General features: G+C 62.7%; 19 protein-coding genes and 1 tRNA gene. 6 read left to right on the plus strand and 14 right to left on the minus strand.

Features of this window, described 5'->3' with window-relative positions; all coding sequences use genetic code 11:
• Positions 1-67: 67 nt before the first annotated feature.
• The 3 genes from A985_RS0102485 to rpoD all read right to left on the minus strand — a co-directional run bounded on the left by A985_RS0102485 (position 68) and on the right by rpoD (position 3,597).
• Positions 68-1,192, minus strand: coding sequence for a site-specific integrase (locus tag A985_RS0102485; protein WP_017231850.1), 1,125 nt, complete (start codon positions 1,190-1,192; stop codon positions 68-70).
• A gap of 198 nt (positions 1,193-1,390) precedes the next feature.
• A tRNA-Ile gene (locus tag A985_RS0102490) sits at positions 1,391-1,466 on the minus strand.
• A 28-nt stretch (positions 1,467-1,494) separates the two neighbouring features.
• Complete coding sequence (gene rpoD, locus A985_RS0102495; protein WP_017231851.1) at positions 1,495-3,597, minus strand: RNA polymerase sigma factor RpoD; 2,103 nt, start codon at positions 3,595-3,597, stop codon at positions 1,495-1,497.
• A 97-nt stretch (positions 3,598-3,694) separates the two neighbouring features.
• Here rpoD and A985_RS28855 point away from each other — a divergent pair, with 97 nt between their 5' ends.
• On the plus strand, positions 3,695-4,174 hold the full coding sequence (locus A985_RS28855; protein WP_232424494.1) for a hypothetical protein: 480 nt from the start codon (positions 3,695-3,697) through the stop codon (positions 4,172-4,174).
• A gap of 14 nt (positions 4,175-4,188) precedes the next feature.
• On the opposite strand, the gene dnaG is transcribed toward A985_RS28855, so the two are convergent.
• From dnaG to A985_RS0102515, 3 genes are all read right to left on the minus strand, one after another.
• Positions 4,189-6,072 carry a DNA primase gene (dnaG, locus tag A985_RS0102505; protein WP_026131579.1) on the minus strand — a complete coding sequence of 628 codons (1,884 nt, stop codon included), beginning with the start codon at positions 6,070-6,072 and terminating at the stop codon, positions 4,189-4,191.
• A gap of 67 nt (positions 6,073-6,139) precedes the next feature.
• The gene (locus A985_RS0102510; RefSeq protein WP_017231854.1) at positions 6,140-6,586 is read right to left on the minus strand and encodes a GatB/YqeY domain-containing protein; all 447 of its coding nucleotides are present in this window, start codon (positions 6,584-6,586) and stop codon (positions 6,140-6,142) included.
• Positions 6,587-6,847: 261 nt separating this feature from the next.
• A complete protein-coding gene (locus A985_RS0102515) occupies positions 6,848-8,098 on the minus strand; it encodes an NAD(P)/FAD-dependent oxidoreductase (protein WP_039829761.1) in 1,251 nt (416 codons plus the stop codon).
• A 91-nt stretch (positions 8,099-8,189) separates the two neighbouring features.
• Between A985_RS0102515 and tsaD the strand changes: the two genes are divergently transcribed.
• A complete protein-coding gene (tsaD, locus tag A985_RS0102520) occupies positions 8,190-9,221 on the plus strand; it encodes a tRNA (adenosine(37)-N6)-threonylcarbamoyltransferase complex transferase subunit TsaD (RefSeq protein WP_017231856.1) in 1,032 nt (343 codons plus the stop codon).
• An 82-nt stretch (positions 9,222-9,303) separates the two neighbouring features.
• Here tsaD and folE2 read toward each other — a convergent pair whose 3' ends face one another.
• From folE2 to A985_RS0102540, 4 genes are all read right to left on the minus strand, one after another.
• Positions 9,304-10,113 carry a GTP cyclohydrolase FolE2 gene (gene folE2 / locus A985_RS0102525; protein WP_017231857.1) on the minus strand — a complete coding sequence of 270 codons (810 nt, stop codon included), beginning with the start codon at positions 10,111-10,113 and terminating at the stop codon, positions 9,304-9,306.
• A gap of 199 nt (positions 10,114-10,312) precedes the next feature.
• A complete protein-coding gene (gene dxs, locus A985_RS0102530) occupies positions 10,313-12,229 on the minus strand; it encodes a 1-deoxy-D-xylulose-5-phosphate synthase (RefSeq protein ID WP_017231858.1) in 1,917 nt (638 codons plus the stop codon).
• A gap of 198 nt (positions 12,230-12,427) precedes the next feature.
• Complete coding sequence (locus tag A985_RS0102535; RefSeq protein ID WP_017231859.1) at positions 12,428-13,333, minus strand: farnesyl diphosphate synthase; 906 nt, start codon at positions 13,331-13,333, stop codon at positions 12,428-12,430.
• 163 nt (positions 13,334-13,496) lie between these two features.
• Positions 13,497-13,766 (minus strand): exodeoxyribonuclease VII small subunit, encoded by a 270-nt coding sequence (locus A985_RS0102540; protein WP_017231860.1) that lies wholly within the window; start codon positions 13,764-13,766, stop codon positions 13,497-13,499.
• 228 nt (positions 13,767-13,994) lie between these two features.
• Between A985_RS0102540 and A985_RS0102545 the strand changes: the two genes are divergently transcribed.
• The 3 genes from A985_RS0102545 (at position 13,995) to A985_RS0102555 (ending at position 17,171) form a co-directional block, all read left to right on the plus strand.
• Positions 13,995-15,110 (plus strand): aromatic ring-hydroxylating dioxygenase subunit alpha, encoded by a 1,116-nt coding sequence (locus tag A985_RS0102545; RefSeq protein ID WP_017231861.1) that lies wholly within the window; start codon positions 13,995-13,997, stop codon positions 15,108-15,110.
• 270 nt (positions 15,111-15,380) lie between these two features.
• On the plus strand, positions 15,381-16,235 hold the full coding sequence (locus A985_RS23920; RefSeq protein ID WP_017231862.1) for a DMT family transporter: 855 nt from the start codon (positions 15,381-15,383) through the stop codon (positions 16,233-16,235).
• Between the two features lie 51 nt (positions 16,236-16,286).
• Positions 16,287-17,171, plus strand: a complete 885-nt coding sequence (locus A985_RS0102555; RefSeq protein WP_017231863.1) for a sulfurtransferase — start codon at positions 16,287-16,289, stop codon at positions 17,169-17,171.
• On the opposite strand, the gene A985_RS0102560 is transcribed toward A985_RS0102555, so the two are convergent.
• The 4 genes from A985_RS0102560 to polA form a co-directional block, all read right to left on the minus strand.
• The gene (locus A985_RS0102560) at positions 17,102-18,019 is read right to left on the minus strand and encodes a ZIP family metal transporter (protein ID WP_369751545.1); all 918 of its coding nucleotides are present in this window, start codon (positions 18,017-18,019) and stop codon (positions 17,102-17,104) included. The genes A985_RS0102555 and A985_RS0102560 overlap by 70 nt on opposite strands.
• Positions 18,020-18,158: 139 nt before the next feature.
• A complete protein-coding gene (locus tag A985_RS0102565) occupies positions 18,159-19,034 on the minus strand; it encodes a dienelactone hydrolase family protein (protein ID WP_017231865.1) in 876 nt (291 codons plus the stop codon).
• A gap of 264 nt (positions 19,035-19,298) precedes the next feature.
• Positions 19,299-20,690, minus strand: coding sequence for an NAD(P)/FAD-dependent oxidoreductase (locus A985_RS0102570; protein WP_026131581.1), 1,392 nt, complete (start codon positions 20,688-20,690; stop codon positions 19,299-19,301).
• Positions 20,691-20,905: 215 nt separating this feature from the next.
• Positions 20,906-23,644, minus strand: a complete 2,739-nt coding sequence (polA, locus tag A985_RS0102575) for a DNA polymerase I (protein WP_017231867.1) — start codon at positions 23,642-23,644, stop codon at positions 20,906-20,908.
• Here polA and A985_RS0102580 point away from each other — a divergent pair, their 5' ends adjacent.
• The gene (locus tag A985_RS0102580; RefSeq protein ID WP_026131582.1) at positions 23,645-24,379 is read left to right on the plus strand and encodes a TIGR00730 family Rossman fold protein; all 735 of its coding nucleotides are present in this window, start codon (positions 23,645-23,647) and stop codon (positions 24,377-24,379) included.
• Positions 24,380-24,459: the final 80 nt, after the last annotated feature.

Here is a 24,459-nt window from a genome sequence, read left to right on the forward strand (position 1 = left end):
CGGTTAAGCGGGGGGAGGTCAGCATAAGAGCATGAAAACAAAGCTCTTTTTCGGCTTCATTTTACCTCTACCTTTCTTCTACTTTATCTCTAACAGGGTCGATTGTGGACAACCCCGCCTCAGCCCGCAGCTTGTCTAATTTCGTTACAAGGTCCTCTGCTCGCAAGTGCGTGTAGCGCCGCAACATCTGCATAGACTTATGGCCGCTAATCGCAGCCACCTCTTGGTCACTCAAACCGAATTCGACGAGCCGGCTCACCGCTTCATGGCGGAGGTCGTGAAATCGAAAGTCGGAGCACCCGGCAGAGCTCTTGATCTGCATCCACACCTTATTGAAGTTGTAGGGGCGACGTACGCCGTCCTTCCCCGGCTCGCCAAAAAAGATGAGATCAACCCCCTTCGGCCGTAACGGATTGCCAAGTGCAGCCTCGAATAGCGCCGTAGCTTCTGTCGTCAGAGGAATCGTCCGAGGCATCGTGTTCTTCGTCTCGACCAGACGCACCAGGCGCCGTCCAACGTCGACCTGACCGCATCGAAGCGTAACGATTTCCGACGATCGCATCCCAGTCTCCAATGCGATACGAACGATCCAACCGAGCATTGGGTTCGAATGGCCGTCCACCGCACTTAGCAGACGAGCTGACTCGTCGTTATCTAGTCGCCGATTTCTCCCCGGACCCGGCGACGGGCGCCGAACGTTCACCACCGGATTACTCCCCAGCCCCAGTCCCCACTCCTTGAGCGCAACGGTAAAAAGGTGGCCAAGCAACGCTAGCTCAAGACGAACGGTATTAGTCGCTCTGGGGACCGGATTTCCTTGAGAATCTACGCGCCCCTCTCCCGCCAAGCGCCTATCTCGATACTGAGCGACCATATCGGGCGTTATAGCGGCGAGAGAATACTTGCCGAAGAATGCGATCAACGGGATGGATCGTTTGCGCTCACCTGCTTGAGTCTGCGGTCTTTTCGTTGGAGTCACATCAGCCAAATAGCGCGCCATGGCTTTTTCAAACGTCAGGCGCTCAGATGGCGCACGTTGCACGTACAGCCCCCGGACCATTTCGTCCTCTGTGCGTCGAGCCCAGTCCTCAGCGTCCTTTTTCAGTCGGAAGGTCTTCGCGTTGGTCGGAAAACCGGCCTTTCGAATGACGGCTTTCCAGGTGCCAGATGCTGTCTTGACGATCGTTGCCATGGGTACTCGGACGTGTGCTCGAATTCCCTCACTGTACTGAAAGTGTACCGAAGAGGCAATTTAGCCCTTTGCCGCACCGCTACCGACGCTCTCTCGACATCTAAAAACCGCGGACGCCTAGAGAAAAACATCTACGCAAATCATTGATTTAAAAACAAAAAGCCCCTGACGTCACCGTCAGGGGCTTTTTTACTTCTTTGGTAGGCCGTGCTGGGTTCGAACCAGCGACCAAGGGATTATGAGTCCCCTGCTCTAACCACTGAGCTAACGGCCCTCAACTACCGGCGCTCGCTCAGCCGCAATCAATTGCCTTCGAGGAACGACTTGAGCTTGTCGGAACGGCTCGGGTGACGCAGCTTGCGCAGCGCCTTGGCCTCAATCTGACGAATACGCTCACGCGTCACGTCAAATTGCTTGCCCACTTCCTCGAGCGTATGGTCCGTGCTCATCTCAATGCCAAAACGCATGCGCAACACCTTGGCCTCGCGCGGCGTCAGCGAATCAAGCACGTCCTTCACGACGTCGCGCATACTACCATGCAACGCGGCGTCTGCAGGGGCTACCGTGCCCGTATCTTCGATGAAATCGCCCAGATGCGAATCGTCGTCGTCACCGATCGGCGTTTCCATGGAGATCGGCTCCTTCGCGATCTTCATGATCTTGCGGATCTTGTCCTCCGGCATCTCCATCTTCTCGGCCAGCGTCGCCGGATCCGGCTCGACACCGGTCTCCTGCAGAATCTGACGCGAAATCCGGTTCATCTTGTTGATCGTCTCGATCATGTGCACCGGAATACGGATGGTACGTGCCTGGTCCGCGATCGAACGCGTGATGGCCTGACGAATCCACCATGTCGCATACGTCGAGAACTTGTAACCACGACGGTATTCGAACTTGTCCACCGCCTTCATCAGGCCGATGTTGCCTTCCTGAATCAGATCCAGGAACTGCAGGCCACGGTTCGTGTACTTCTTCGCAATCGAAATCACCAGACGCAAGTTCGCTTCGGTCATCTCGCGCTTGGCCTTGCGTGCACGGCGCTCGCCTTCCGACATCTTGCGATTGACGTCCTTCAACTCGGTAAGCGGCAACACCACGCGCGCCTGCAAGTCGATCAGTTTCTGCTGCAATTCACGCACCGCCGGGACGTTACGCTCAACCACCGAGCTGTACGCCTTGTTGTCCGCCACGACCGTGTAGATCCAGTCGAGATTGGTTTCGTTGCCCGGGAAACGCGACACGAAATCTGCACGCGGCATGCCGCACTTGTCGACCACGATATTCAGGATCGCGCGCTCGATGTTGCGCACTTCATCGACTTGCGAACGCAACGTGTCGCACAGACGCTCAACCGTGCGCGCCGTGAAGCGGATCGTCATCAGTTCCGCCTGGATCGACTCACCCGCCTTCACGTACGACTTCGACTGGTAGCCTTCCTTCTCGAACGCACGACGCATCTTGCCAAACCAGTCGGCGATCTCGGCGAACTTGGCCAACGCGTCACGCTTGAGCTGCTCGACCTGCGCGGCCGAAGCCCCGCCGCCGCTGCTGTCGTCGTCCTCGTCAGCCGCTTCTTCTGCTTCTTCCTCTTCCGCTTCCGCATCGGCGTCGAAGTCTTCGTCTTCCGCAGCCGCTGCCGCCGCTGCCGCAACCGCCTCGGCATTCGGATCGATCAGGCCGTCGACCACCTCGTCGATGCGCATTTCTTCACGCTCGACCTTCTCGGCCATCGCCAGAATTTCGGCAATCGTCGTCGGGCACGCGGAAATCGCCTGCACCATGTGCTTCAGGCCTTCCTCGATCCGCTTGGCGATCTCGATTTCGCCCTCGCGCGTCAGCAACTCGACCGTGCCCATCTCGCGCATGTACATACGCACCGGATCGGTCGTGCGGCCAAACTCGGAGTCGACCGTCGACAGGGCCGCTTCCGCTTGCTCCTCGACTTCGTCGTCCGTTGCGGCGTTCGGCGCATTGTCGTTGAGCAACAGCGTTTCGGCATCGGGTGCCTGCTCGTACACGGCAACGCCCATGTCGTTAAACGTAGCGATCACGCCTTCCAGCGCGTCGCCCTCCACCACGTCGTCGGGCAGGTGGTCGTTGATCTCTGCAAAGGTCAGGAAACCTCGTTCCTTACCCAGCTTGATCAGTGCCCGCAGCTTGCCACGACGTTCCTCAAGTTCCTCGGCCGTACCGGGCTGGTGCGAGGAAAATGCGTCCTTGAGCAGTGCTTTCTCTTTTGCCCGGCGATCACGCGCCTTCTGCTTTTCCACTTTGGTCTGATCTTCGTTCACGGGTTGATCACTAGTATCCGCTGCGACGCTCTGCGCCACCGAGGCGGCGGTCTTCGCGGCCTTGCCGCGCGTCCTGGGGACGAGCGGCTCGCTTGCTGCCGACACGACCTCCACAGCCTCGGGTTTGCTGGAAGCCCCTGTCTTGCGTGGGGCTTGCGTCGCAGGTTTACTGCGGCCCGCCAGGGTCGATGCCTTGGCGGTAGTTGCGCTCTTGGCGCTTTTTTCAGCGGGTTGTCGGGCCTGCGGTTTCCCGCCGGCCGTCGCCTTCACGGTCGTTGCCGCCTTCGTCGCCCTGACGGGCAGCTCGGACTTCACCGTCGGCCTGGCTGCCTTCGCAGCCCCCACCGTAGCGGCGGTCGCACTCTTGCGCTTGGTGACATCGGTCACCTTCGCAGCCGTCTTGCCGGTCGTCTTCGATGCGCCGGCGGCTGCCTTTACTTGCGTGGTACGTTTCGCCGAACTTGCCTGGCTGGCCGTTTTCTTCGTGGCTCGACCCACCGCATCGGCTTTCACGGCAACGCCAGCTTTTGCAGAACGAGACGCCCCCCTCCCACCGGATGCCGCCGCCGCGCTGGTCGCGCGCTTTGCCTTCGGTGCAGGGATAACCGTCTTTTTTCCGCTGGTCGTTGTCATCTTTGCCATAGCGATCTCGCTTGCCAGAAAACAGCCCACTGAAAACCTTCCATTGTAGCACGCGGGCTTACCTCAACTTCGCGTGCCTCCTGTGCCGGCCGGAGCCAGCAGCCGCTTCAATTCGTCGCGTTGCCGCGACAGCGCTTGAGCGTGGCGCAATTCATCGGACGTCAGCGACGTCCGCTTGAAAATCGTCTCCAGGGCGTCGCACAGACCGTCGTACTGCAAGCGCCGAATCGCGCTTCTCAGTTCCGCAAGCCGCAGCGCGATCTGCTCCTCCCGACGCTCGACCTGGGTCTCATCCTCCGGGTCGAACAACAACAGGTCACGGGCATTCTCTTCGAACGAGAGAATTTCGCGAAGAATGTCGTCGAAACTCGCCCAGTTCGGCGACACCCGCAGCCGATCCGACATGAAACGAAAGTCAGCCTGCGCCCCCATTTCGCGGCAATGCGCCAGCACTTCCGAGAAAATCTCGGCGTGATGGGGCCCTTCCTGCAAAATCTTGACCTCTTCTTCGGTTAATTCATTCCCTAGTGCCGGAAACATGAGCAAGTTCTGCAGCGCCCGATGCTCGGTTCCCACTACGCGGCGCTTCTCGCGCTTGGCCGGCGCCTTATCCCATGTGTTCTGACGGCGTGCCGCGCCGATCGACAACTCGCACAACCCGGCCACTTCTTCGACCGAACTTTCCACCCGCTCGGCCAGTGCATGCAGGATCTGCCCTCGCAACGCGTTTGCCGGCATCTGCTGCAACAACGGCTTCGCCTCAAACAGCGCACGCGCCCGCCCTTCGGGCTGATGCATCTCCTTACCTGCCGTCACCTCCCCGATCAGGAACTGCGACAGCGGCATGGCGCGCGATACCTCATCGGCAAACGCGTCAGCGCCGTGCTCACGCACATAGCTGTCCGGATCGTGCTCGCTCGGCAAGAACAGGAACTTGAAGCTCCGGTTGTCGTCCGCATGCGGCAAACATGCCTCGAGCGCTCGGCGGGCCGCCCGCCGGCCGGCCGCGTCGCCGTCAAAGCTGAACACCACCGTCTCGGTCTGGCGCAACAGCTTCTGCACGTGCATCGGCGTGCAGGCAGTGCCCAACGTGGCCACCGCCTGTGGAAAGCCGAGCTGCGCCAGCGCCACCACGTCCATATACCCTTCGACCACGAGCACATAGCCCGCGTCGCGAATCCCCGTGCGCGCCTCGAACAGCCCATACAGTTCGCTGCCCTTGCTGAACAGCGGCGTCTCGGGCGAATTCAGATACTTGGGCTCGCCCTTGTCCAGCACACGTCCGCCGAACGCGATCACCTGCCCTTTCGTGTTTCGGATCGGGAACATGATCCGGTCGCGAAAACGGTCATAACGACGCTTCGTGCTGCCCGCCTCGCCCTTCTCGCTCTCGATGACGAGACCCGCGTCGAGCAACTGATCGTCGCGATAGTCCTGAAACGCCGCGTCGAGGTTCTGCCACCCATCGGGGGCGTAGCCGAGTCCAAAATGCGCGGCGATTTCGCCCGTCAATCCTCGTCGCTTCAAATATTCGATGGCGGTCGGCGCACTACGCAATTGCTTGCGGTAGTAGTCGCAGGCACGCGTCATGACGTCGACCAGGCCAAGCGTTTGCGCACGCTGCGCGGCAGGTGCCGGCGCGCCCGGCAACGGCGCCTCACGCGGCACATCCAGCCCAACATTGCGGGCCAAGTCCTCGACAGCTTCGACAAATCCGAGTCCGGCATGCTCCATCAGGAAGCTGATCGCGCTGCCGTGCGCGCCACACCCGAAGCAGTGATAGAACTGCTTGGTGGGACTTACGGTAAATGAGGGCGACTTCTCGTTATGAAAGGGGCACAGCCCCATGAAGTTCGCCCCGCCTTTCTTCAACTGCACGTAGCGGCCCACCACCTCGACGATATCGACGCGGTTGAGCAAGTCCTGCAGGAACGACTGGGGGATCACTGGATCGATACCATCGCGGCACGGCACCGTGCCGTCGCTTGCGACGGCAACTCACCGCACCACTCAATTACGCAGCCAACGCCGCCTTCACCTGCGCGGACACGGCCGTCATGTCGGCGCGGCCGGCCAACTGGCCTTTGAGCACGCCCATCACCTTGCCCATGTCCTGCGGACCCGCGGCGCCCGTTTGCGCCACGGCTGCCTTGACCGCCTGCTCGACCTCGTCAGCCGAGAGTTGCTGGGGCATATAGACCATGAGCACGTCGAGTTCGGCGGCCTCCTTGTCGGCCAGATCGGTGCGACCGGCCGCCTGGAACTGGCTGATGGAATCCTTGCGTTGTTTGATCAGCTTGTCGACGACGGCCACGATCGCCGTGTCATCGAGAGTGATGCGCTCGTCGACTTCCCTTTGTTTGATTGCCGCGAGCAGCAGCCGGATGGTCCCCAGTCGTTCCGCGGCCTTGGCACGCATGGCCGTCTTCATATCTTCGGTAATGCGTTCTTTCAGACTCATGAGCAGGGGTTCCGGATTTCGAATACGTTTCAGTGTAGTGCATGCCGCCCCAAAGGAAAGGACGACTGTCGTCAGGCACTTGCCGCGTGCGGCCGCAGCCGAGGGCTCGGCGCTGACATTAGCGAGCGCAGAAAGCACAAAAACCCGCTTGAGGAAACGATCACGCGCGCGATCACAAGCGGGCTCGCAGGAGACTCGGCTCCGCCCTCGGTGCGTCGTCTCCACGAAGGGGAGAGATTATCACAGCACGGAAGTCGCCGTCTACGACAGCGCGTCGCCCCCCGCCCGCTCCGCCTTCACGCTTTCGGACATTGCTTGCGCGCAAGCCACAGCCGACGCCCACGCCCACTGGAAGTTATAGCCGCCGAGCCACCCGGTCACGTCGACCACTTCCCCGACAAAATGCAGCCCCGGTTGTTCGCGCGCCTCCAGGGTGGCGGAAGACAGTGCCTTCGTATCGACCCCACCCCGCGTGACTTCGGCCTTGCGCCAGCCTTCAGATCCGCACGGCTTGAGCGTCCAACTGGAAAACGCCTGGGCAAGCGAGCGCAACGCCTTGTCCGGCAATTCCTGCACGCGCGCCTGCGGCGAAAGCCCGCTGTTCGCAACCCAGGCGTCGGCCAAACGGGCCGGCACCCATTGCGCCAACAGGTTGGCCAACTGCCGCTTCGACGTCGCCTTCGCCTCGAACAATGCCGCCTCGATGTCCGACGATGGCGACAGATTCAGGACAATTGACTGCCCAGGCGCCCAGAAGCTGGAAATTTGCAGGATGGCCGGACCGGACAACCCGCGGTGCGTAAACAAGAGATCCTCAACGAAACGACCGGCATCCTTTCCCTTGCCCGCGCTCACCTCGACTTCCAGCGACAAACCCGATAGCCCCGCAAAGGGCGCCCAGGTCGACGCGTCGAACATGAGCGGCACCAGCGCCGGACGCGGCTCGACGATCTCCAGCCCGAATTGACGTGCGATCCGATAGCCCCAGTCCGTCGCGCCGATTTTGGGAATCGACAGGCCGCCCGTGGCGATCACCAGTCGTTTGGCCGCGATATGCCCCGCATCTGTCGTCAAGTGATAAGGATGCGCGCCGCCCGAGGACGTATGGGCAACGGTGTGTACAGTGCATGGCATGCGCCAATGCACGTGCCCCGTCGCACACTCCTTGCGGAGCATGTCGATGATGTCCTCGGCACTGTTGTCGCAAAACAGCTGTCCGCGATGCTTTTCGTGCCAGGCAATGCGGTGACGCCCCAGCAAATCCAGAAAATCGCGCGGCGTATAGCGCGCCAGGGCCGAGCGGCAGAATCTCGGGTTTTCTGACAGGTAGTTGGCCGGCCCGGCGTTGATATTGGTGAAATTGCAGCGCCCGCCGCCTGAAATCCGGATCTTCTCCGCCAGACGCGTCGCGTGATCGATGAGCACCACGCGCAGCCCAAGTTGTCCGGCCACCGCCGCGCACATCAGGCCGGCCGCGCCAGCCCCCACGATTGCTACATCGAACTTTTCCATGGCGCGCATTGTACCCGGCAGGGGTTAGGGGCGACTGGTATACTTCTTGGTTATCTCGTTACCTTGACGCCGCACGTCTCCCCCTTCCGCCATGCTGGTTTTAGGCATTGAAAGCTCCTGCGACGAAACCGGGCTCGCCCTTTACGACACCGAGGCCGGCCTGCTTTCGCACGCGCTGCATTCGCAGATTGCCATGCACCGCGAATACGGTGGCGTGGTGCCCGAACTGGCGTCGCGCGACCACATCCGCCGCGCGCTGCCCCTGACAGAAGCCGTGCTTGCGCAAGCTGGCAAGCCACTCAGCGCGGTCGATGCAATCGCCTACACGCAAGGCCCCGGACTCGCCGGGGCGCTGCTGGTGGGCGCCAGCGTCGCGAACGCCCTCGCGTTTGCGCTCGGGCGTCCAGTCGTGGGCGTGCACCATCTGGAGGGCCATCTGCTCTCTCCGCTGCTCGCACCGGATGCCCCCGATTTCCCGTTCGTCGCTTTGCTGGTCTCCGGCGGCCACACGCAGTTGATGGAAGTCCGCGCCTTCGGCCAGTACGCCATGCTCGGCGAAACACTGGATGACGCTGCCGGCGAAGCCTTCGACAAGACCGCCAAGCTGCTGGGACTCGGCTACCCGGGCGGGCCGGCCATCTCGCGCCTGGCCGAGTTCGGTACGCCGGGACGCTACGACTTGCCGCGTCCGATGAAGCATTCGGGCAACCTTGACTTCAGTTTCAGCGGATTGAAAACCGCCGTGCTCACTCAGGTGCGCAATCTCGGCGGCAACGTATGCGACCAGGAAAAGGCCGATCTCGCGCGAGGCTTCGTCGATGCCATCGTCGACGTGCTCGTCGCCAAGTCGATGGCCGCGCTCAAGCAGACTGGCATGAAAACGCTCGTCGTGGCAGGGGGCGTGGGTGCCAACACGCAGCTTCGCGAAGGACTCAATGAAGCCGCTCGCCGCCGTGGCTATCGCGTGCACTATCCGGACCTGGCTTTCTGCACGGATAACGGCGCCATGATCGCCTTCGCCGGCGCCATGCGGCTCAAGTACTGGCCAGATGAAGCGGACAGCGAATACGCCTACACGGTCCGCCCGCGCTGGGACCTCGCCGACATCGTGCGCGGCGTCTAGCGCCTCGCCCGGCACGCGCCCAAGAAAAAACCGCTCCGAGGAGCGGTTTTTCATTGCATGCGCCGCGCGAGGCGCAGCAAGATCAGGCCACCACGCGCTTGTCGCGTTCGATCACGGCGTAAGCGCTGTGATTATGGATCGACTCGAAATTCTCCGCTTGAAGCGCGTAGGCCACGACGCGCGGCTCATTGTTAAGTCGCGTTGCCACATCGCGCACCAGATCCTCGACGAACTTCGGGTTCTCATACGCCCGCTCGGTTACGTACTTCTCATCCGGGCGCTTGAGCAGCCCCCACAACTCGCAGGACGCCTCCTCCTCAGCCATGCGCACCAGTTCCTCGACGGCGATATCGCCCGCGATTTCGGCGTCGATCGTGATGTGCGAGCGCTGATTGTGCGCGCCGTACTGCGAGATCTTCTTCGAGCACGGACAAAGGCTCGTGACCGGCACGAGCACCTTGAGCCACACGCGCGTCTGGCCGTTGCGCACGTCGCCGGTGAGCGTCACTTCGTAGTCCAGCAAGCTTTGCACGCCTGAGACCGGTGCCGTCTTGTTGATGAAATACGGAAACGTCACTTCAATTCGACCGGCGTCGGCTTCGAGTTTTTCCAGCATGCTGTCGAGCATGGCGCGAAAACCCGCCACGTCGATCGGCGCGCGATGCGCGTCGAGCAACGCCACGAAGCGCGACATATGCGTACCTTTCTGATCGGCAGGCAGATGCACGTCGAGATTGAACAAGCCCACGGTGGCCTGCGCCTCCCCATCGGCCAGACGCACTGACAGCGGATGACGCACACCGCGCACACCCACGCGCTGAATCGGGATCTGCCGGGTATCGACGGTGCTTTGAACGTCGGGCATGACGAAAGCGGGGTTCATCTGATTCATCTAATTCTTCCTTCTTTGCCGGCAAGCCGACTTGGGGGAGGCAATAGGCAAACGTATCCGACGCCTGGCTCGCCAGCCGCTGACGGTTGTCGTCGGAATCGTGCCGGAGCCCCCGGCACGGTATCGGGAAAGGGCGATTCAAAACGAAACGATCCGGCATGCAAGCCGGATCGTTCGGAGGTTCAGGACTACCGGACGCTCAGGCGACGAGCTTGGTCGTGACCTTGCCAGCGGCCTGCGACGCCTGCATCAGCGGCAGGTCGAAGCGGGCACGGATGGACTTCGCGATACCCGTCGCATCGAGCCCCACGGCGGCCAGCAGCAGCGCCGGGTCGCCATGATCGATGAAGCGATCGGGCAGGCCCAATTGTAGTACAGGCCGAATCTCCCCACCGGCAAGCAGGGATTCCGCCACGGCCGACCCCGCACCGCCCATGATGCTGCCCTCTTCCACCGTGACCAGGTAGTCGTGCGTTTTCGCCAGTCGTGCGATCAATGCCTCGTCGATCGGCTTGACGAAGCGCATGTCGGCCACGGTGGCGTCGAGTTCCTCGGCTGCGGCAAGCGCCGGGGCCACCATGCTGCCGAACGCAAGAATTGCCACACGGCGTCCCGCCTCCGCTTGTCCCTCGCGTCGCACAACACCCTTGCCGATCGGCAGTGCGCTCATCGTCGATTCGATCGCCGCACCCGTGCCGGCACCGCGCGGATAACGCACGGCCGACGGGCCGTCGATCTGCACACCGGTATAGAGCATCTGACGGCATTCGTTCTCGTCCGACGGCGCCATCACCACCATGTTTGGAATGCAGCGCAAATAGGCGATGTCGTATGCGCCCGCGTGCGTTGCACCGTCTGCACCGACCAGACCCGACCGATCGAGCGCAAACACGACCGGCAGATTTTGCAGCGCAATGTCGTGAATCAGTTGATCGTAACCGCGCTGCAGGAACGTCGAGTAGATCGCGACCACGGGCTTGAGGCCCTCGGTCGCCATACCGCCGGCGAACGTCACGGCGTGTTGCTCGGCAATGCCCACGTCGTAGTAACGCGTCGGGAATCGCTTCTCGAACTCCACCATGCCCGAGCCTTCGCGCATGGCCGGCGTGATCCCCACGACACGCTTGTCGGCTTCGGCCATATCGCATAGCCAGTCGCCGAACACTTGCGTGTAGGTCTTCTTGCTGCTCGTGCTCGGCTTGATCCCTTCGGCCGGGTTGAACTTGCCCGGACCGTGATACAGCACCGGATCGGCTTCGGCCAACTTGTAGCCGTACCCCTTGCGCGTGACCACGTGCAGGAATTGCGGCCCCTTCAGATTCTTGATGTTCTCGAGCGTCGGAATCAGCGAATCGAGGTCATGACCATCGATCGGGCCGATGTAGTTGAAGCCGAACTCTTCGAACATCGTCGCCGGCACGACCATGCCCTTGGCATGCTCTTCGAACTTGCGCGCCAGCTCCAGCACCGGCGGCGCCACGCTCAGCACCTTCTCCACGCCCTTCTTCGCCGCCGCGTAGAAGCGACCCGACATCAGACGGGCAAGATAGCGATTGAGGGCACCGACCGGCGGCGAGATCGACATGTCGTTGTCGTTGAGGATGACCAGCAGCGGCACGTCTTCATGCACCCCCGCATTGTTCATCGCCTCGAACGCCATACCGGCGGTCATGGCGCCATCGCCGATCACCGCGATGCCGAAGCGATGCTCGCCCTTCGTGCGCGCTCCAAGCGCCATGCCCAGCGCCGCTGAAATCGATGTGCTCGAATGCGCCGTGCCGAACGTGTCATACGGCGATTCATCGCGCTTCGGGAAGCCCGAAATACCGCCGAGCTGACGCAGCGACGCCATGGCGTCGCGGCGACCGGTCAGGATCTTGTGCGGATAGCTCTGGTGCCCCACGTCCCAGACAATGCGATCCTCCGGCGTGTTGAACACGTAGTGAAGTGCAATCGTCAGCTCGACCGTACCGAGATTGGACGACAAGTGACCGCCCGTGCGCGACACGCTCTCGAGCACGAAGGCACGCAGCTCTTCGGCCAACGGTGCGAGTTGGCGACGCTCCAAACGCCGCAACGCGGCCGGGTCATCGATGGTATTTAGCAGTTCGTACATCGTCATTCCATATGTAGGCGTTCTGGTCGGGCAGCCCTGCCTGGCGAGCCGGTCCCGATCTCCTGCCGGTGCGTTCTGTGGGGAGATCCGCGCCGACCCTCATTGCCCCTTGCCTGTTTCTACTGCAAACGCCCCCGGATCACGCGATCCTTTGCCGCCTGGGTCGCCTCGAAATTTGCCTGTCAGGCGATTCGCCGGTCAGTTGATGCGATCGACCACGTAATCGGCCAGGGCACGCAGCCGATCCGCATTGCCGAGCGTCGCACTCGCCGCGTGAGCATCGGCCCGCAGCTTCTCCGCGTAGCCGCGCGCGCCGTCGAGGCCCATCAGCGATACGTAGGTCGGTTTGTCGTTGGCCGCGTCCTTGCCGGCCGTCTTGCCAAGCGTGGCCGAATCGGCCGTGGTATCGAGAATGTCGTCCACGACCTGGAAGGCCAGGCCGACGGCCGCCGCGTAGGCGTCCAGCGCGCGCGTTTCATCGTCCGACAATGCACGGCCGCAGATGGCGCCCATGCGCAACGACGCGCGCAACAAGGCCCCCGTCTTCAGTCGATGCATGTTTTCCAGTTGCGACTGATTCAGCTTGATGCCGACGCTCTCCAGATCGATCGCCTGCCCGCCGGCCATGCCCAGCGCCCCCGAGGCCAGCGCCAGTTCGCGCACCAGCGCGAGCGACTGTGCGGCGCTCAGGTCACCCGTGGCTTCGCCGAGCAGCACAAACGCTTGCGTTTGCAGCGCGTCGCCCGCGAGCAGGCCGGTCGCTTCGTCGTATTGCACATGCACCGTCGGCTTGCCGCGGCGCAGATCGTCGTCGTCCATGCACGGCAGATCGTCATGCACCAGCGAATAGGCGTGGATCATTTCCACGGCGCACGCGGCACGATCCAGGGCCGTCTCGCTTGCCTGGGTCACCTCGCCAGCGGCAAAGCACAACAGCGGACGCACACGCTTGCCGCCGCCGAGCACGGCGTAGCGCATCGATTCATTCAGTCGTGCCGAGCCGCCATCGGCGGCCTTGGGCAGCACGGCGTCGAGCGATTGTTCCACACGGGCCTGCACTGCCTGCATCCAGGCCTTGATATTCTGATCCGCCATCGTCTTCATCCTGCACGTGCCCATTGGGCCGTGCGTGTTATTGAGTCGCCCCGCGCCGCGTTGGGACGTCTACGCTCATGCGTCGCGTGTCGAGTGTCGAGTGTCGAGTGTCGAGTGTCGCGTGTCGCGTGTCGCGTGTCGCAGGTCGGCTTGCCGCATCACCCGGCGCCGCTCAGAACTCGTCGCGCACCGGCTCGAGCGGCTTGAGCGTCTCTCCCTCGAGCACCTTGACCTGCTGCTCCACCTTCTCGAGCAGGCCCTGGCAGTATTTCACCAGCACGGCACCACGCCGGTAGGCGCCAAGCGACTCCTCCAGCCCCAGCTCACCGCCTTCCATGCGCCCCACGAGCTTTTCCAGCTCGGCGAGCGCAGCCTCATAGGTCTCGGGCAGGTCCTGCGGCACGTCGGGTGCCGCGTCTTGCGACTTTGCAGTCTTGGCCATAAACGCAAAATTCGGGTCGAATGTTCCATTTTACGGCAAAAGCGCATCGGCTCGCAGAGCGTAAATTGCCTCAAAACCGATCGCACTGACAATTTTCGGACATTATTTAACGCAAATCATGGACTTAGCGGCCCTCATGAGCCCAGACAAGGTATAATTCTCGGTTCCCCTAAATCGATTTTTCGATGGTTGGGTTGTTCACTGCTTTCAAGCTAGTCGGGAGTGGGAATGTCCAATCTAAGCAGCGCTTTGCAACTCAAACCGGCCTCGAGCCAACTGCCGGTCTACACGTATTTCGACGAGGCGCTCCTCGCCCGCGAACGTGAAGTCCTCTTCGAACATGGTCCCCGCTACGTAGGCCACGAGCTGATGGTGCCCGACGCCGGCGACTATTTTGCGCTGCCTGCCGAACAGGAAGGTCGCATGCTGGTGCGCAATGGCGCGGGCCAGCATGGCGGCATCGAACTGCTCTCGAACGTCTGCCGTCATCGTCAGGCGATCATGCTGGGCGGCCGTGGCAATGCACGCAACATCGTGTGCCCGCTCCACCGCTGGACTTACGACACGAAGGGCGAACTGCTCGGCGCGCCGCACTTCCCGGAGAAGCCCTGTCTGAACCTCGGCAAGTTCCCGCTGCAACGCTGGAACGGACTGCTGTTCGAAGCGCAGGGCCGCGACGTCCAGGCCGATCTTGCCCGCCTGGGCGTCAAGCATCATCTCGACTTTTCGAACTTCATGTTCGATCACGTTGAAGTGCATGAATGCAATTACAACTGGAAGACGTTCATCGAGGTCTATCTCGAGGACTATCACGTCGTGCCGTTCCATCCCGGGCTGGGCAGCTTCGTTTCCTGCGAAGACCTGAGCTGGGAATTCGGCGACTGGTATAGCGTTCAGACAGTCGGCGTGCACGAAGGTCTTGCCAAACCGGGCAGCCCGATCTATCGACAGTGGCACGACGTGCTGATGCGGTACCGCGAAGGCGTGCCGCCGGACTTCGGCGCGATCTGGATGGTTTACTACCCGCATCTGATGATCGAGTGGTATCCGCACGTGCTGGTGGTGTCCTGGCTGATTCCGCGCGGACCGCAGAAAACGACGAACATCGTCGAATTCTATTACCCCGAGGAAATCGCGCTCTTCGAACGCGAATTCATCGAGGCCGAGCGGGCCGCGTATATGGAAACCGCCCGCGAAGACGACGAGATCGCCGAGCGCATGGATGCCGGCCGCCGTGCCTTGTTCGATCGCGGCGTGTCGGAAGTCGGTCCGTATCAAAGCCCGATGGAAGACGGCATGCAGCACTTCCATGAGTTCTTGCGCCGCCAGATGGGCGATTTCTGAGCGCTGGCACGCCAGCACGTCTCACGGGTTGAGACGGTTAGAGTGTCTGGCTGAGACACCACCGAGCGGCCAATGTGGCGCCCGCGAGACTGAATTAAATATTTGCCGAAATTTCGGAGAACGGCGGGCCATCGGCCCGCCGTTTTCGTTAGAATCGTCGCAACGTTCTCGACATGACCGCGCGGGCACTCCATCTGCCGCACGCGTCGCCCGCGCTCGGTTCACCGCGCCTCAGCTCGCTTCTTCGCCGTCAATCGGCCCCCATTCGCCATGCAATCGCTCTGGATGTTGGTCTCCGCCTTCATGTTCACGTTGATGGGGCTATTCATCAAGCTGGCGGCAAACGAATACAACACCGGCGAAATCATTCTCTACCGCAGCCTTATCGGTGTCATCGTTTTGCTGGTGTTGGCGCGCGCACGCGGTCATTCGATTCGAACACGCCACCTCGGCGCGCACGTCAAACGCAGTACTGCCGGCGTAATCTCACTCGGCCTGTGGTTCTATTCCCTGACGCAACTGCCGCTTTCCACGGCGATGACCCTCAATTACATGTCGCCGATCTGGATCTCCCTGATCGTGATGGCGACGGCGGCCATGCGCGGCAGCCTGCGAGCCGACTTCCGCCTGGTCGCCGCGATCTTTGCGGGATTCGTCGGTGTTGCCCTGTTGCTCCAGCCGACCATCGACAGCCAGGCGTGGACTGCCGGCGTGGCGGGCGTCGTCTCGGGCGTGTTCTCGGCCATCGCGTACATGCAGGTCAAGGACCTTGGCGCGGCGGGGGAACCCGATTGGCGCATCGTCTTCTATTTCTCGCTGGGCGGGGTACTGCTAGGCCTCGGCTGGGTCGCCATCGACGGCATGCACGCGCTGACCTGGCGCAGCGCCGGCCTCATGCTCGGGGTCGGTATCGCTGCACTCGTCGCCCAAACGGCACTCACCCGAGCCTTCAGTTTGGGCAACACGCTGGTCACTGCGAATCTGCAATATTCCGGCGTAATCTTCGCTACACTGATCAGCATGCTTGTCTGGGACGATTGGCCCGCGCTGGCCGGCTGGATCGGCATGCTGCTCATTGTGGCGAGCGGCATGACCGCACTGCGCCGACCGTCGGCCACGGCCTGATGCCGGGCGGTTCCCGCTGCCCGTTCCCCCACGCCCGCCTGCGGAGACGCCATGATTCACACGCACTTCACCACGCTCATCAGCCCGCAAAATCTTGACGCGCTGATGCAAACCGCCGCCGACGGCGGTGCCCCGGTGATCCTCTTCGATTGCCGATTCGATCTCGCGAATCCGACGGCCGGCGAAACGGCGTATGTCGACGGCCACCTCTTCGGTGCCTTCTACACTCACCTCGAACGCGACCTGTCGGGAAAGACGACAGGCAAGAACGGTCGCCATCCGCTGCCCGAGCGCGACACCCTCGCCCGCCAACTCGCCGCGTGCGGGTTGTCGAAGGGCCAGCAAGTGGTGGCTTACGACGCGCAAGGTGGCGTCTATGCCGCCCGCCTGTGGTGGCTGCTGCGCTGGCTCGGCCACGAGTCGGTTGCCGTGCTCGATGGCGGCTTGCAGGCCTGGGAAGCGGCCGGCTTCACGCTCGACGCCGCCCCGCCCGAAGCGCCGCCACCGGGTGATTTCACCGCAGGCGAGCCGCTCGCCACCACCGCCGACGCGGCGGCCATCGAGCGCAACCTGACGTCGCACGAGCGACTGGTCGTCGATGCACGGTCACCGGATCGGTATCGCGGCGAGAACGAAACCCTCGATCCGATCGGCGGCCACATTCCCGGTGCGGTCAATCACTTCTTCAAGGACAACCTCGGCCCGGATGGGCGCTTCAAACCCGCCGCCGCCCTGCGGGAAGCGTTCGCGCAGGTCCTAGGAAAGGACCGCCTGCCCGAGCGCGTCATATCGCAATGCGGCTCAGGCGTGACGGCTTGCCACAATCTACTGGCGATGGAGGTCGCGGGCCTTCATGGGGCCAGCCTCTATGCGGGGTCGTGGAGCGAGTGGTGTGCGGACAAGCGCCGCCCGGTCGCCACCGGCGCCCAGCCGTAAGCCCCGCCGGCACCTGCCAACGACATCGCCAGGGCGCTGCTGGGGGCCTCATGGTCGCGACCGTGGGCGTGCTCGTGATCGTGGCCGTTGAGCCACACCACCAGCGCCAGTCCCACCGCGATCAGCAGAATCTGGGGCAGCGCGTCGCGCGGCGACGTGCGGCGCTGCATCTGCGGCATCAGATCCGACACGGCGATATAGATGAAGCTGCTTGCCGCCAGCGCCAGCAAATACGGGATCAGGCTCTGAAGACGGTCGAGCATGAAGTAACCGAGCACACCGCCGGCCAGCGCCGTGAGGCTCGAGGCCAGCGTCAGCACCAACGCCTTGCGACGCGGAAAGCCGGCGTTGAGCAGCACCATGAAGTCGCCGAGCTTGTGCGCCACCTCGTGGACCGTGATGGATACCGTTGCCGCAACCCCGAGGCGCGGATCGGTGAGGAACGCCGCCGCGATCACGACACCATCGGCAAAGTTGTGAATCGCGCTGCCGACCAGAATCATCCAGCCGCCTTTGCCTGCTTCATGGGCGTCGTGCCCGTGCTCATGGTGATGCCCATCGCCCTCGTGATGATGGCTATGGCGCAACAGCGCCAGCTTCTCCAGCAGGAAAAAGCCGAGCAAACCGCCCAGCAGCCAACCGGTGATGACGTGCGCATCGACGTGCGACTCAAGGCTTTCCGGCAGCAGATGCAGCAGCGCCGTGCCAAGCAGCACGCCCGCCGAAAAGCTGACCATCTTGTCGATGAGCTTCGAGAGCAGGCCAAGCGACAGCGACGCCGCGCCGGCAAGGCTCAGCACGCCGGAAGCCAGCGTGGCGATAACGATGAATAGAAAGATGGCGTCGATGGTGATTCTCCCGCAGGCAAGGCGGCGATTTAACCAGCTTTTCCCGTGACAGGCAAACCGTCGGGTCGCGAAGCACAGTGGCGTACCGCCCCACCGACGGGCTCAATAGCTCCGCCAGCCGGCCCGCAACAGCGGCGGCTCACGCCACGCCGTGTTTGTGCAGCCAGTCCAATGCCAATGTCCAACCTTCCTTCGCGTCGGCTTCGACATAGCTCGACCGGTAATCGGCGAAAAATGCGTGCCCCGAATTCGGGAATACCTTCAGCTTCGAGGCCCTCGACGCCGCATTGCCCCGTGCAAGGGCCTCGCGTGCCTGTTCCACGCTTGTCACGGGAATGCCTTGGTCCTTGCCGCCGTACAGGCCGAGCAGCGGTCCGTGCAGCTTGCCCGCGATATCGATCGGCTGGCTCGGGAAATCCGGACTCCTGTCACCAACGATGCGCCCATACCAGGCCACCGCCGCCTTCACGTTGGGATTGTGCGCGTCGTAGAGCCAGGCGACGCGTCCGCCCCAGCAGAAGCCGGTAATGGCGATACGCTTCTCGTCTCCGCCATTGGCCAGCGCCCACTTGAGCGTCGCGTCGATGTCGCGCATCACCTGTTCGTCCGGTGTCTTGGCGACGATCTGCGACTGAATCTCGGCAATCGTGCCCAGCGACTGCGGATCGCCCGCGCGCGCGAACAGTTCCGGCGCGACCGCCAAATAACCGAGTTTGGCGAAACGTCGGCAGATATCGGCGATATGCTGATGCACGCCGAAGATCTCCGAAACCACGACGATGGTCGGCAGATGCGTCTTGCCCGCAGGCTTCGCGTAGTAGACCGGCATTTTGATGTCGGGCACGTCGAGCAGGGTTTCGCCCGCCTCCAGCCCTTGCGTGTCGGTCGTGATCGTTTCGGCCGCCACCGGCAGCACGGCCAGCGCAAACGCCGAACCGACGGCGGTCTTCAGAAAATCGCGCCGGTTGCTCGGCGCCACTTCGGGCACAAGACTATCCAGATCCGCTTGCGACATGTCGTACTCCAGGGAAACACGTCAGTAAAGGCATGCCGGGGAGACCGCCAACGGAAACGTCGGGATGCGCCACCGCCCCGGGGCCGGACGTTGGGATCTTACTAGAGTGAAGATGCGCTTGCACTCGGACGCCGGCGCGACGGCGATCGGAACCCTCCGAAACGGGTACCCACCGCCACAGCGCAGGCCGCCTGGCACCCGGTCAGGCCGCGACCCCGTGCGAACGGACCAGCGGCAAAACGCCAACCCAGCGTCAGCCCATCGTCAGTGCAGCTTCACGCGCGGCACGGTCGAACGACGCAGGCGATTGGCAACGGTATCGAGCATCATGCGCCAGACCCCATGCAGCGCCGCCACGTGCATGCGATAGAGCGACGTGTACATCACCCGCGCAAACAGCCCTTCGATGAACATGCTGCCGCCGATGAGCCCGCCCATCAGATTGCCCACCGCACTGAACTTGCCCAACGAGACAAGCGAACCGAAATCGCGATAAGTGAACGTCGGCAGGCTTTGCCCTTTGAGCCGGGCGTCAATCGCCTTGACCAGGAAGCTCGCCTGCTGGTGCGCCGCTTGCGCGCGCGGCGGCACGAAGCCATGCTCCGGCCACTCGCAACTCGCGCAGTCGCCGAACGCGAAGATGTCCGGATCCGACTTGCTTTGCAGCGTCGGCAACACTTCGATCTGGTTCAGACGATTGACGGCAAGCCCCAGTTGTCCCAGCACCGGCGGCGCCGTAATGCCCGCCGACCAGACCGTGATGTCCGCCGGCAGCACACGGCCCCCGGTCGTCGTGACTTCATTCTTGCGCACCTCGGCGACCGAATCGCCACACAGGATGTCGACGTCGAGCTTGCCCAGCAACCCGGCCACCGCTCCCGATACACGCTCCGGCAGCGCCTTCAGAATGCGCGGACTCGATTCGATGATGGTGATGCGCACGTCCTTGCGCGGATCGAGCTTCAACCCGTAGGAGCGCAACACTTCCGCCGTGTTGCGCAGCTCCGCCGACAGTTCAACGCCGGTCGCGCCGGCCCCCACGATGACGAGGTTGACCTTGGGGCGGCCTTCAACCTTGGGGGCCGGTGAAACCGCCGTATCGGGCGGCACGTCATGAATGTCTTGCGCGACCGGCGCCGCCAGCGCGCTCGGCACGGGCGCTTCGGCTTCATTCTGCGCGCGCACGCAGGCGGCCATCAGCCGACGACGGAAGCGCTCGGCCTGCTCGACGGTATCGAGTGCGATGGTATTTTCCTGAGCGCCGGCCACCCCGAAGAAGTTGGTCGTGCTGCCGATGGCGAGCACGAGCGTGTCATACGCCAATGTACGCTCGGGCAGCAAATCGCCCTCGCCTTCGTCGGCTGCCGCAGGCACCGCCGCCAGCCGGATCGTCCGGTTCGCGCGATCCAGACCGATCATCTCGCCGGCCGCAAACTCGAATCGATGCCAGTTGGCCTGAGCGACATACGAGAGCTGATGCGTTGCGGTGTCCATGACACCGGCAGCGACCTCGTGCAACAGCGGCTTCCAGATGTGCGACAAGGACCGGTCGACCAACGTCACCTGAACGTCCTTGCCACGCCCGTACTTGTCGCCCAGTCGGGTGACAAGCTCCAGACCGCCGGCGCCGCCGCCGACCACAACGATACGATGCACACTCACAATAACTCCCCGTGCTTGGAAAACCGTCCGGCCGGTCGGCATTTGCCGCGCCGGCGATAGCGATTACCTTACCGCAGAGTGCGGAGTTCGGGTATGGCTGTCACCCTATTCCCGCTATTGAGCCATGCGATACGGGCCGACAGCGGCGTCGGCCAAGGCGGGGGGCCGCCCGTGCGACGCACTCACTTTAGGTGTCAACCCAACGCCGTTCAATGGGCCTGTTCCCAATTCTCGCCCACGCCGACCTCGGCCACGAGGGGCACGCGCAACTTCGCCACGCCGCACATCAGTTCCGGCAAACGCTTGCGAACCTCGGCCAGTTCATGGTCGGGCACTTCAAGCACCAGTTCATCGTGCACCTGCATGATCTGACGCGTCTGCAGGCCGCTGTCGTCCAACCAGCGCTGCACGGCGATCATCGAGAGTTTGATGAGATCGGCGGCCGTGCCCTGCATCGGGGCATTGATGGCGGCGCGCTCGGCGGCCTGGCGGCGCGGTCCGTTGCCGCCATTGATGTCCGGTAGCCACAGACGGCGTCCGAAGACCGTTTCGACATAGCCGCGCGCCTTCGCACTCTTGCGCGTCTCGTCCATGTAACGCGCCACGCCCGGGTAGCGCATGAAATAGCGGTCGATGTACTGCTTGGCGGCGTCGCGTTCGATACCGAGGTTCGCGGCCAGCCCGAACGCGCTCATGCCGTAGATCAAACCGAAGTTGATGACCTTGGCGTAGCGACGTTGTTCGTTCGACACCTCGATCGGCGTGACGGCGAAGATTTCCGCCGCCGTGGCGCGGTGAATGTCCTCGCCGTTGGCGAATGCGCGCAGCAGACTTTCGTCGCCCGAGATATGCGCCATGATGCGCAGCTCGATCTGCGAGTAGTCCGCCGACACCAGTTGGCTGCCCTGGGGTGCAATGAACGCCTCGCGAATGCGGCGCCCCTCGGCCGTGCGCACGGGAATGTTCTGCAAATTCGGATCGTTCGACGCCAGGCGACCGGTGATCGCCACGGCCTGCGCATAGTTCGTGTGCACGCGGCCAGTCGAGGCATTGACCATCTTCGGCAACTTGTCGGTGTACGTAGACTTGAGCTTGGCAAGGCCGCGGTAATCGAGCAGCACCTTCGGTAACGGATAGTCTTCGGCGAGCTTCTGCAGCACTTCCTCGTCGGTCGACGGGGCACCGCTCGCCGTCTTCTTGACGATCGGCAGTTGCAGCTGCGTGAAGAAAATGTCGCCGATCTGCTTGGGCGAATTCAGATTGAACTGCTGCCCGGCCAGTGTGTACGCTTCGGCTTCGAGCGCGACCAGCTTCTGGCCGATCTCGTCGCTCTGTGCGGCCAGACGGGCAGTGTCGACAAGCACGCCGTTGCGCTCCATGCGTTGCAGCACGCGCGCCGTGGGCATTTCGATGTCTCGGTAGACGAACTCCAGCGTGGCTTCACGCGCCACATCGGGATAGATCGCGCGGTGCAGTCGCAGCGTGATGTCGGCGTCTTCGGCGGCGTAGGCGGTCGCGCGCTCGACGGTCACTTCGTCGAAGCCGATCTGCTTGGCGCCCTTGCCGCACACCTCTTCGTATTTGATCGTCGTCACGCCGAGATGGCGCGCGGCCAGGCCGTCCATGTCATGGCCGCGGTGCGATTCGAGCACGTACGACTGAAGCATCGTGTCGTGTGCAATGCCGCGCAACACGATGCCGTAGTTCTCCAGCACGTGGGCATCGTACTTGAGGTTCTGTCCCACCTTCTTGTGGTCCGGACTTTCGAGCCAATGCTTCAGGCGCGCCAGGACTTCGTCTCGCGGCAATTGGTCGACATCGCCCGGCGCGCGATGCGCCACCGGAATGTAGGCGGCGCGTCCCGGTTCGCAGGACAACGACAGGCCAACCAGTTGCGCCTGCATCGCGTCGAGCGAGGTGGTCTCGGTATCGAATGCCGTCAACTCGGCCGACTCGATGATCTTCAGCCATGCGTCGAACTGCGCCCACGTCAGCACCGCTTCGTACTCTCGCTCGATCGTGTCGGCCACAGGTGCCGGCGCCGGCTCACCGGCCTGCGTGGCAACGGCGGCCTGCGCTTCGCGCAGCAAGGTCTTGAAGCCGTGACGCACGAAGAAATCGCGCAGCGTTTCGACATCTTCGGGCTGCGACTGCAAGCTCGCGTCGATGGAGGTGACCTGCGGTGCGAGATCGCAATCGAGCGCAACCGTCACCAGCTTGCGCCCCATCGGCAGCCAGTCGAGCGCGCGGCGCAGGTTCTCGCCCGCCGCCCCTTTCACCTCCGCGGCGTTCGCCACGAGATTGTCGAGATCGCCGTATTGCGCGAGCCACTTGACGGCCGTCTTCGGCCCGCATTTGTCCACGCCCGGCACGTTATCGACCGTGTCACCGACAAGCGTGAGGTAATCGACGATGCGCTCGGGCGGCACGCCGAATTTCGCGGTGACGCCGGCGGCATCGAGCGTTTCGTTCGTCATTGTGTTGACCAGCGTCACGCGGTCGTTCACGAGTTGCGCCAGATCCTTGTCGCCGGTGGAGACGACCACGCGCATGCCGCGCTCGGCCGCTTGCCTTGCCAGCGTGCCGATGACGTCATCGGCCTCCACGCCATCGATCATCAACAGCGGCCAGCCCATGGCGCGCACCGCCTCGTGAATCGGCTCGATCTGCGCGCGCAGATCTTCCGGCATCGACGGTCGATTCGCTTTGTATTCGGGGTACCAATCGTCGCGAAACGTCTTGCCCTTGGCATCGAAAACGCAGGCGCTATACTCTGCGTGGACGTCTTTACGCATGCGGCGCAGCATATTGACGATGCCGTGAAGCGCCCCCGTCGGCTCGCCATTGGGACCGCGCAAATCCGGCAGGGCGTGATAGGCTCGATAAAGATAACTCGAACCATCGACCAATAAGAGCGTCTTACCTTCCAGACTTTGCTGTTCCGACATATGACCAAGAGAAGAAAAGAAATACCGAGTCTGCGCATGCTGGCAGACCATGAGCGCGCCACCGCAAAAAAGGCGCGCGCGTCGTGGCAGATGTTCACGATTATGGCAGAGTTCATCGAGGCGACCGAGTACCTGTCCGAGATCCGGCCGGCCGTCAGCATCTACGGCAGCGCGCGCATCAAGCCGAAATCGCCGTTTTACAAACTGACGATGACTATCGCCCGGAAATTCTCCGACAATGGCTTTGCCGTCATCTCCGGCGGCGGGCCCGGCATCATGGAAGCTGCCAACAAGGGCGCGCACGGTGGCGCCTCGCCGACCGTCGGCCTGAACATCGAACTGCCGCACGAACAAAAGGGCAATCAGTACCAGGACATCTCACTGCGTTTCCGACACTTCTTCACGCGCAAGGTCACGTTCGTGAAGAACTCGGACGCGTTCGTCATCATGCCGGGGGGCTTTGGCACGCTCGACGAACTGTCCGAAGTTCTCACGCTCATCCAGACGCAGAAGTCGCGCCAGGTGCCCGTGATTCTCGTCGGCACGGAATTCTGGAAGGGACTGCTCGAATGGGTGCGCTCGACGATGTTGCCGATGGGCCTCATCGGCGAAAAGGATCTCGATCTGGTGCAGGTCATGGACGACCCCGACGACATCCTCAAAGCGGTGTTCGCGTTCTACGACGGCCACATCGAGCCCGAAACGGAAAGCAGCGAGAAGATGTTCTACCTGTAATCGCGACGGGCAGCCGCCCAAGCGTCATCGTCCAAAGTCAATACGGCGCCGCGAGTGATCGCTGGCGCCGTATTCTTATG

Source organism: Pandoraea sp. B-6 (assembly GCF_000282835.1).
Classification (GTDB): Bacteria; Pseudomonadota; Gammaproteobacteria; order Burkholderiales; family Burkholderiaceae; genus Pandoraea; species Pandoraea cepalis.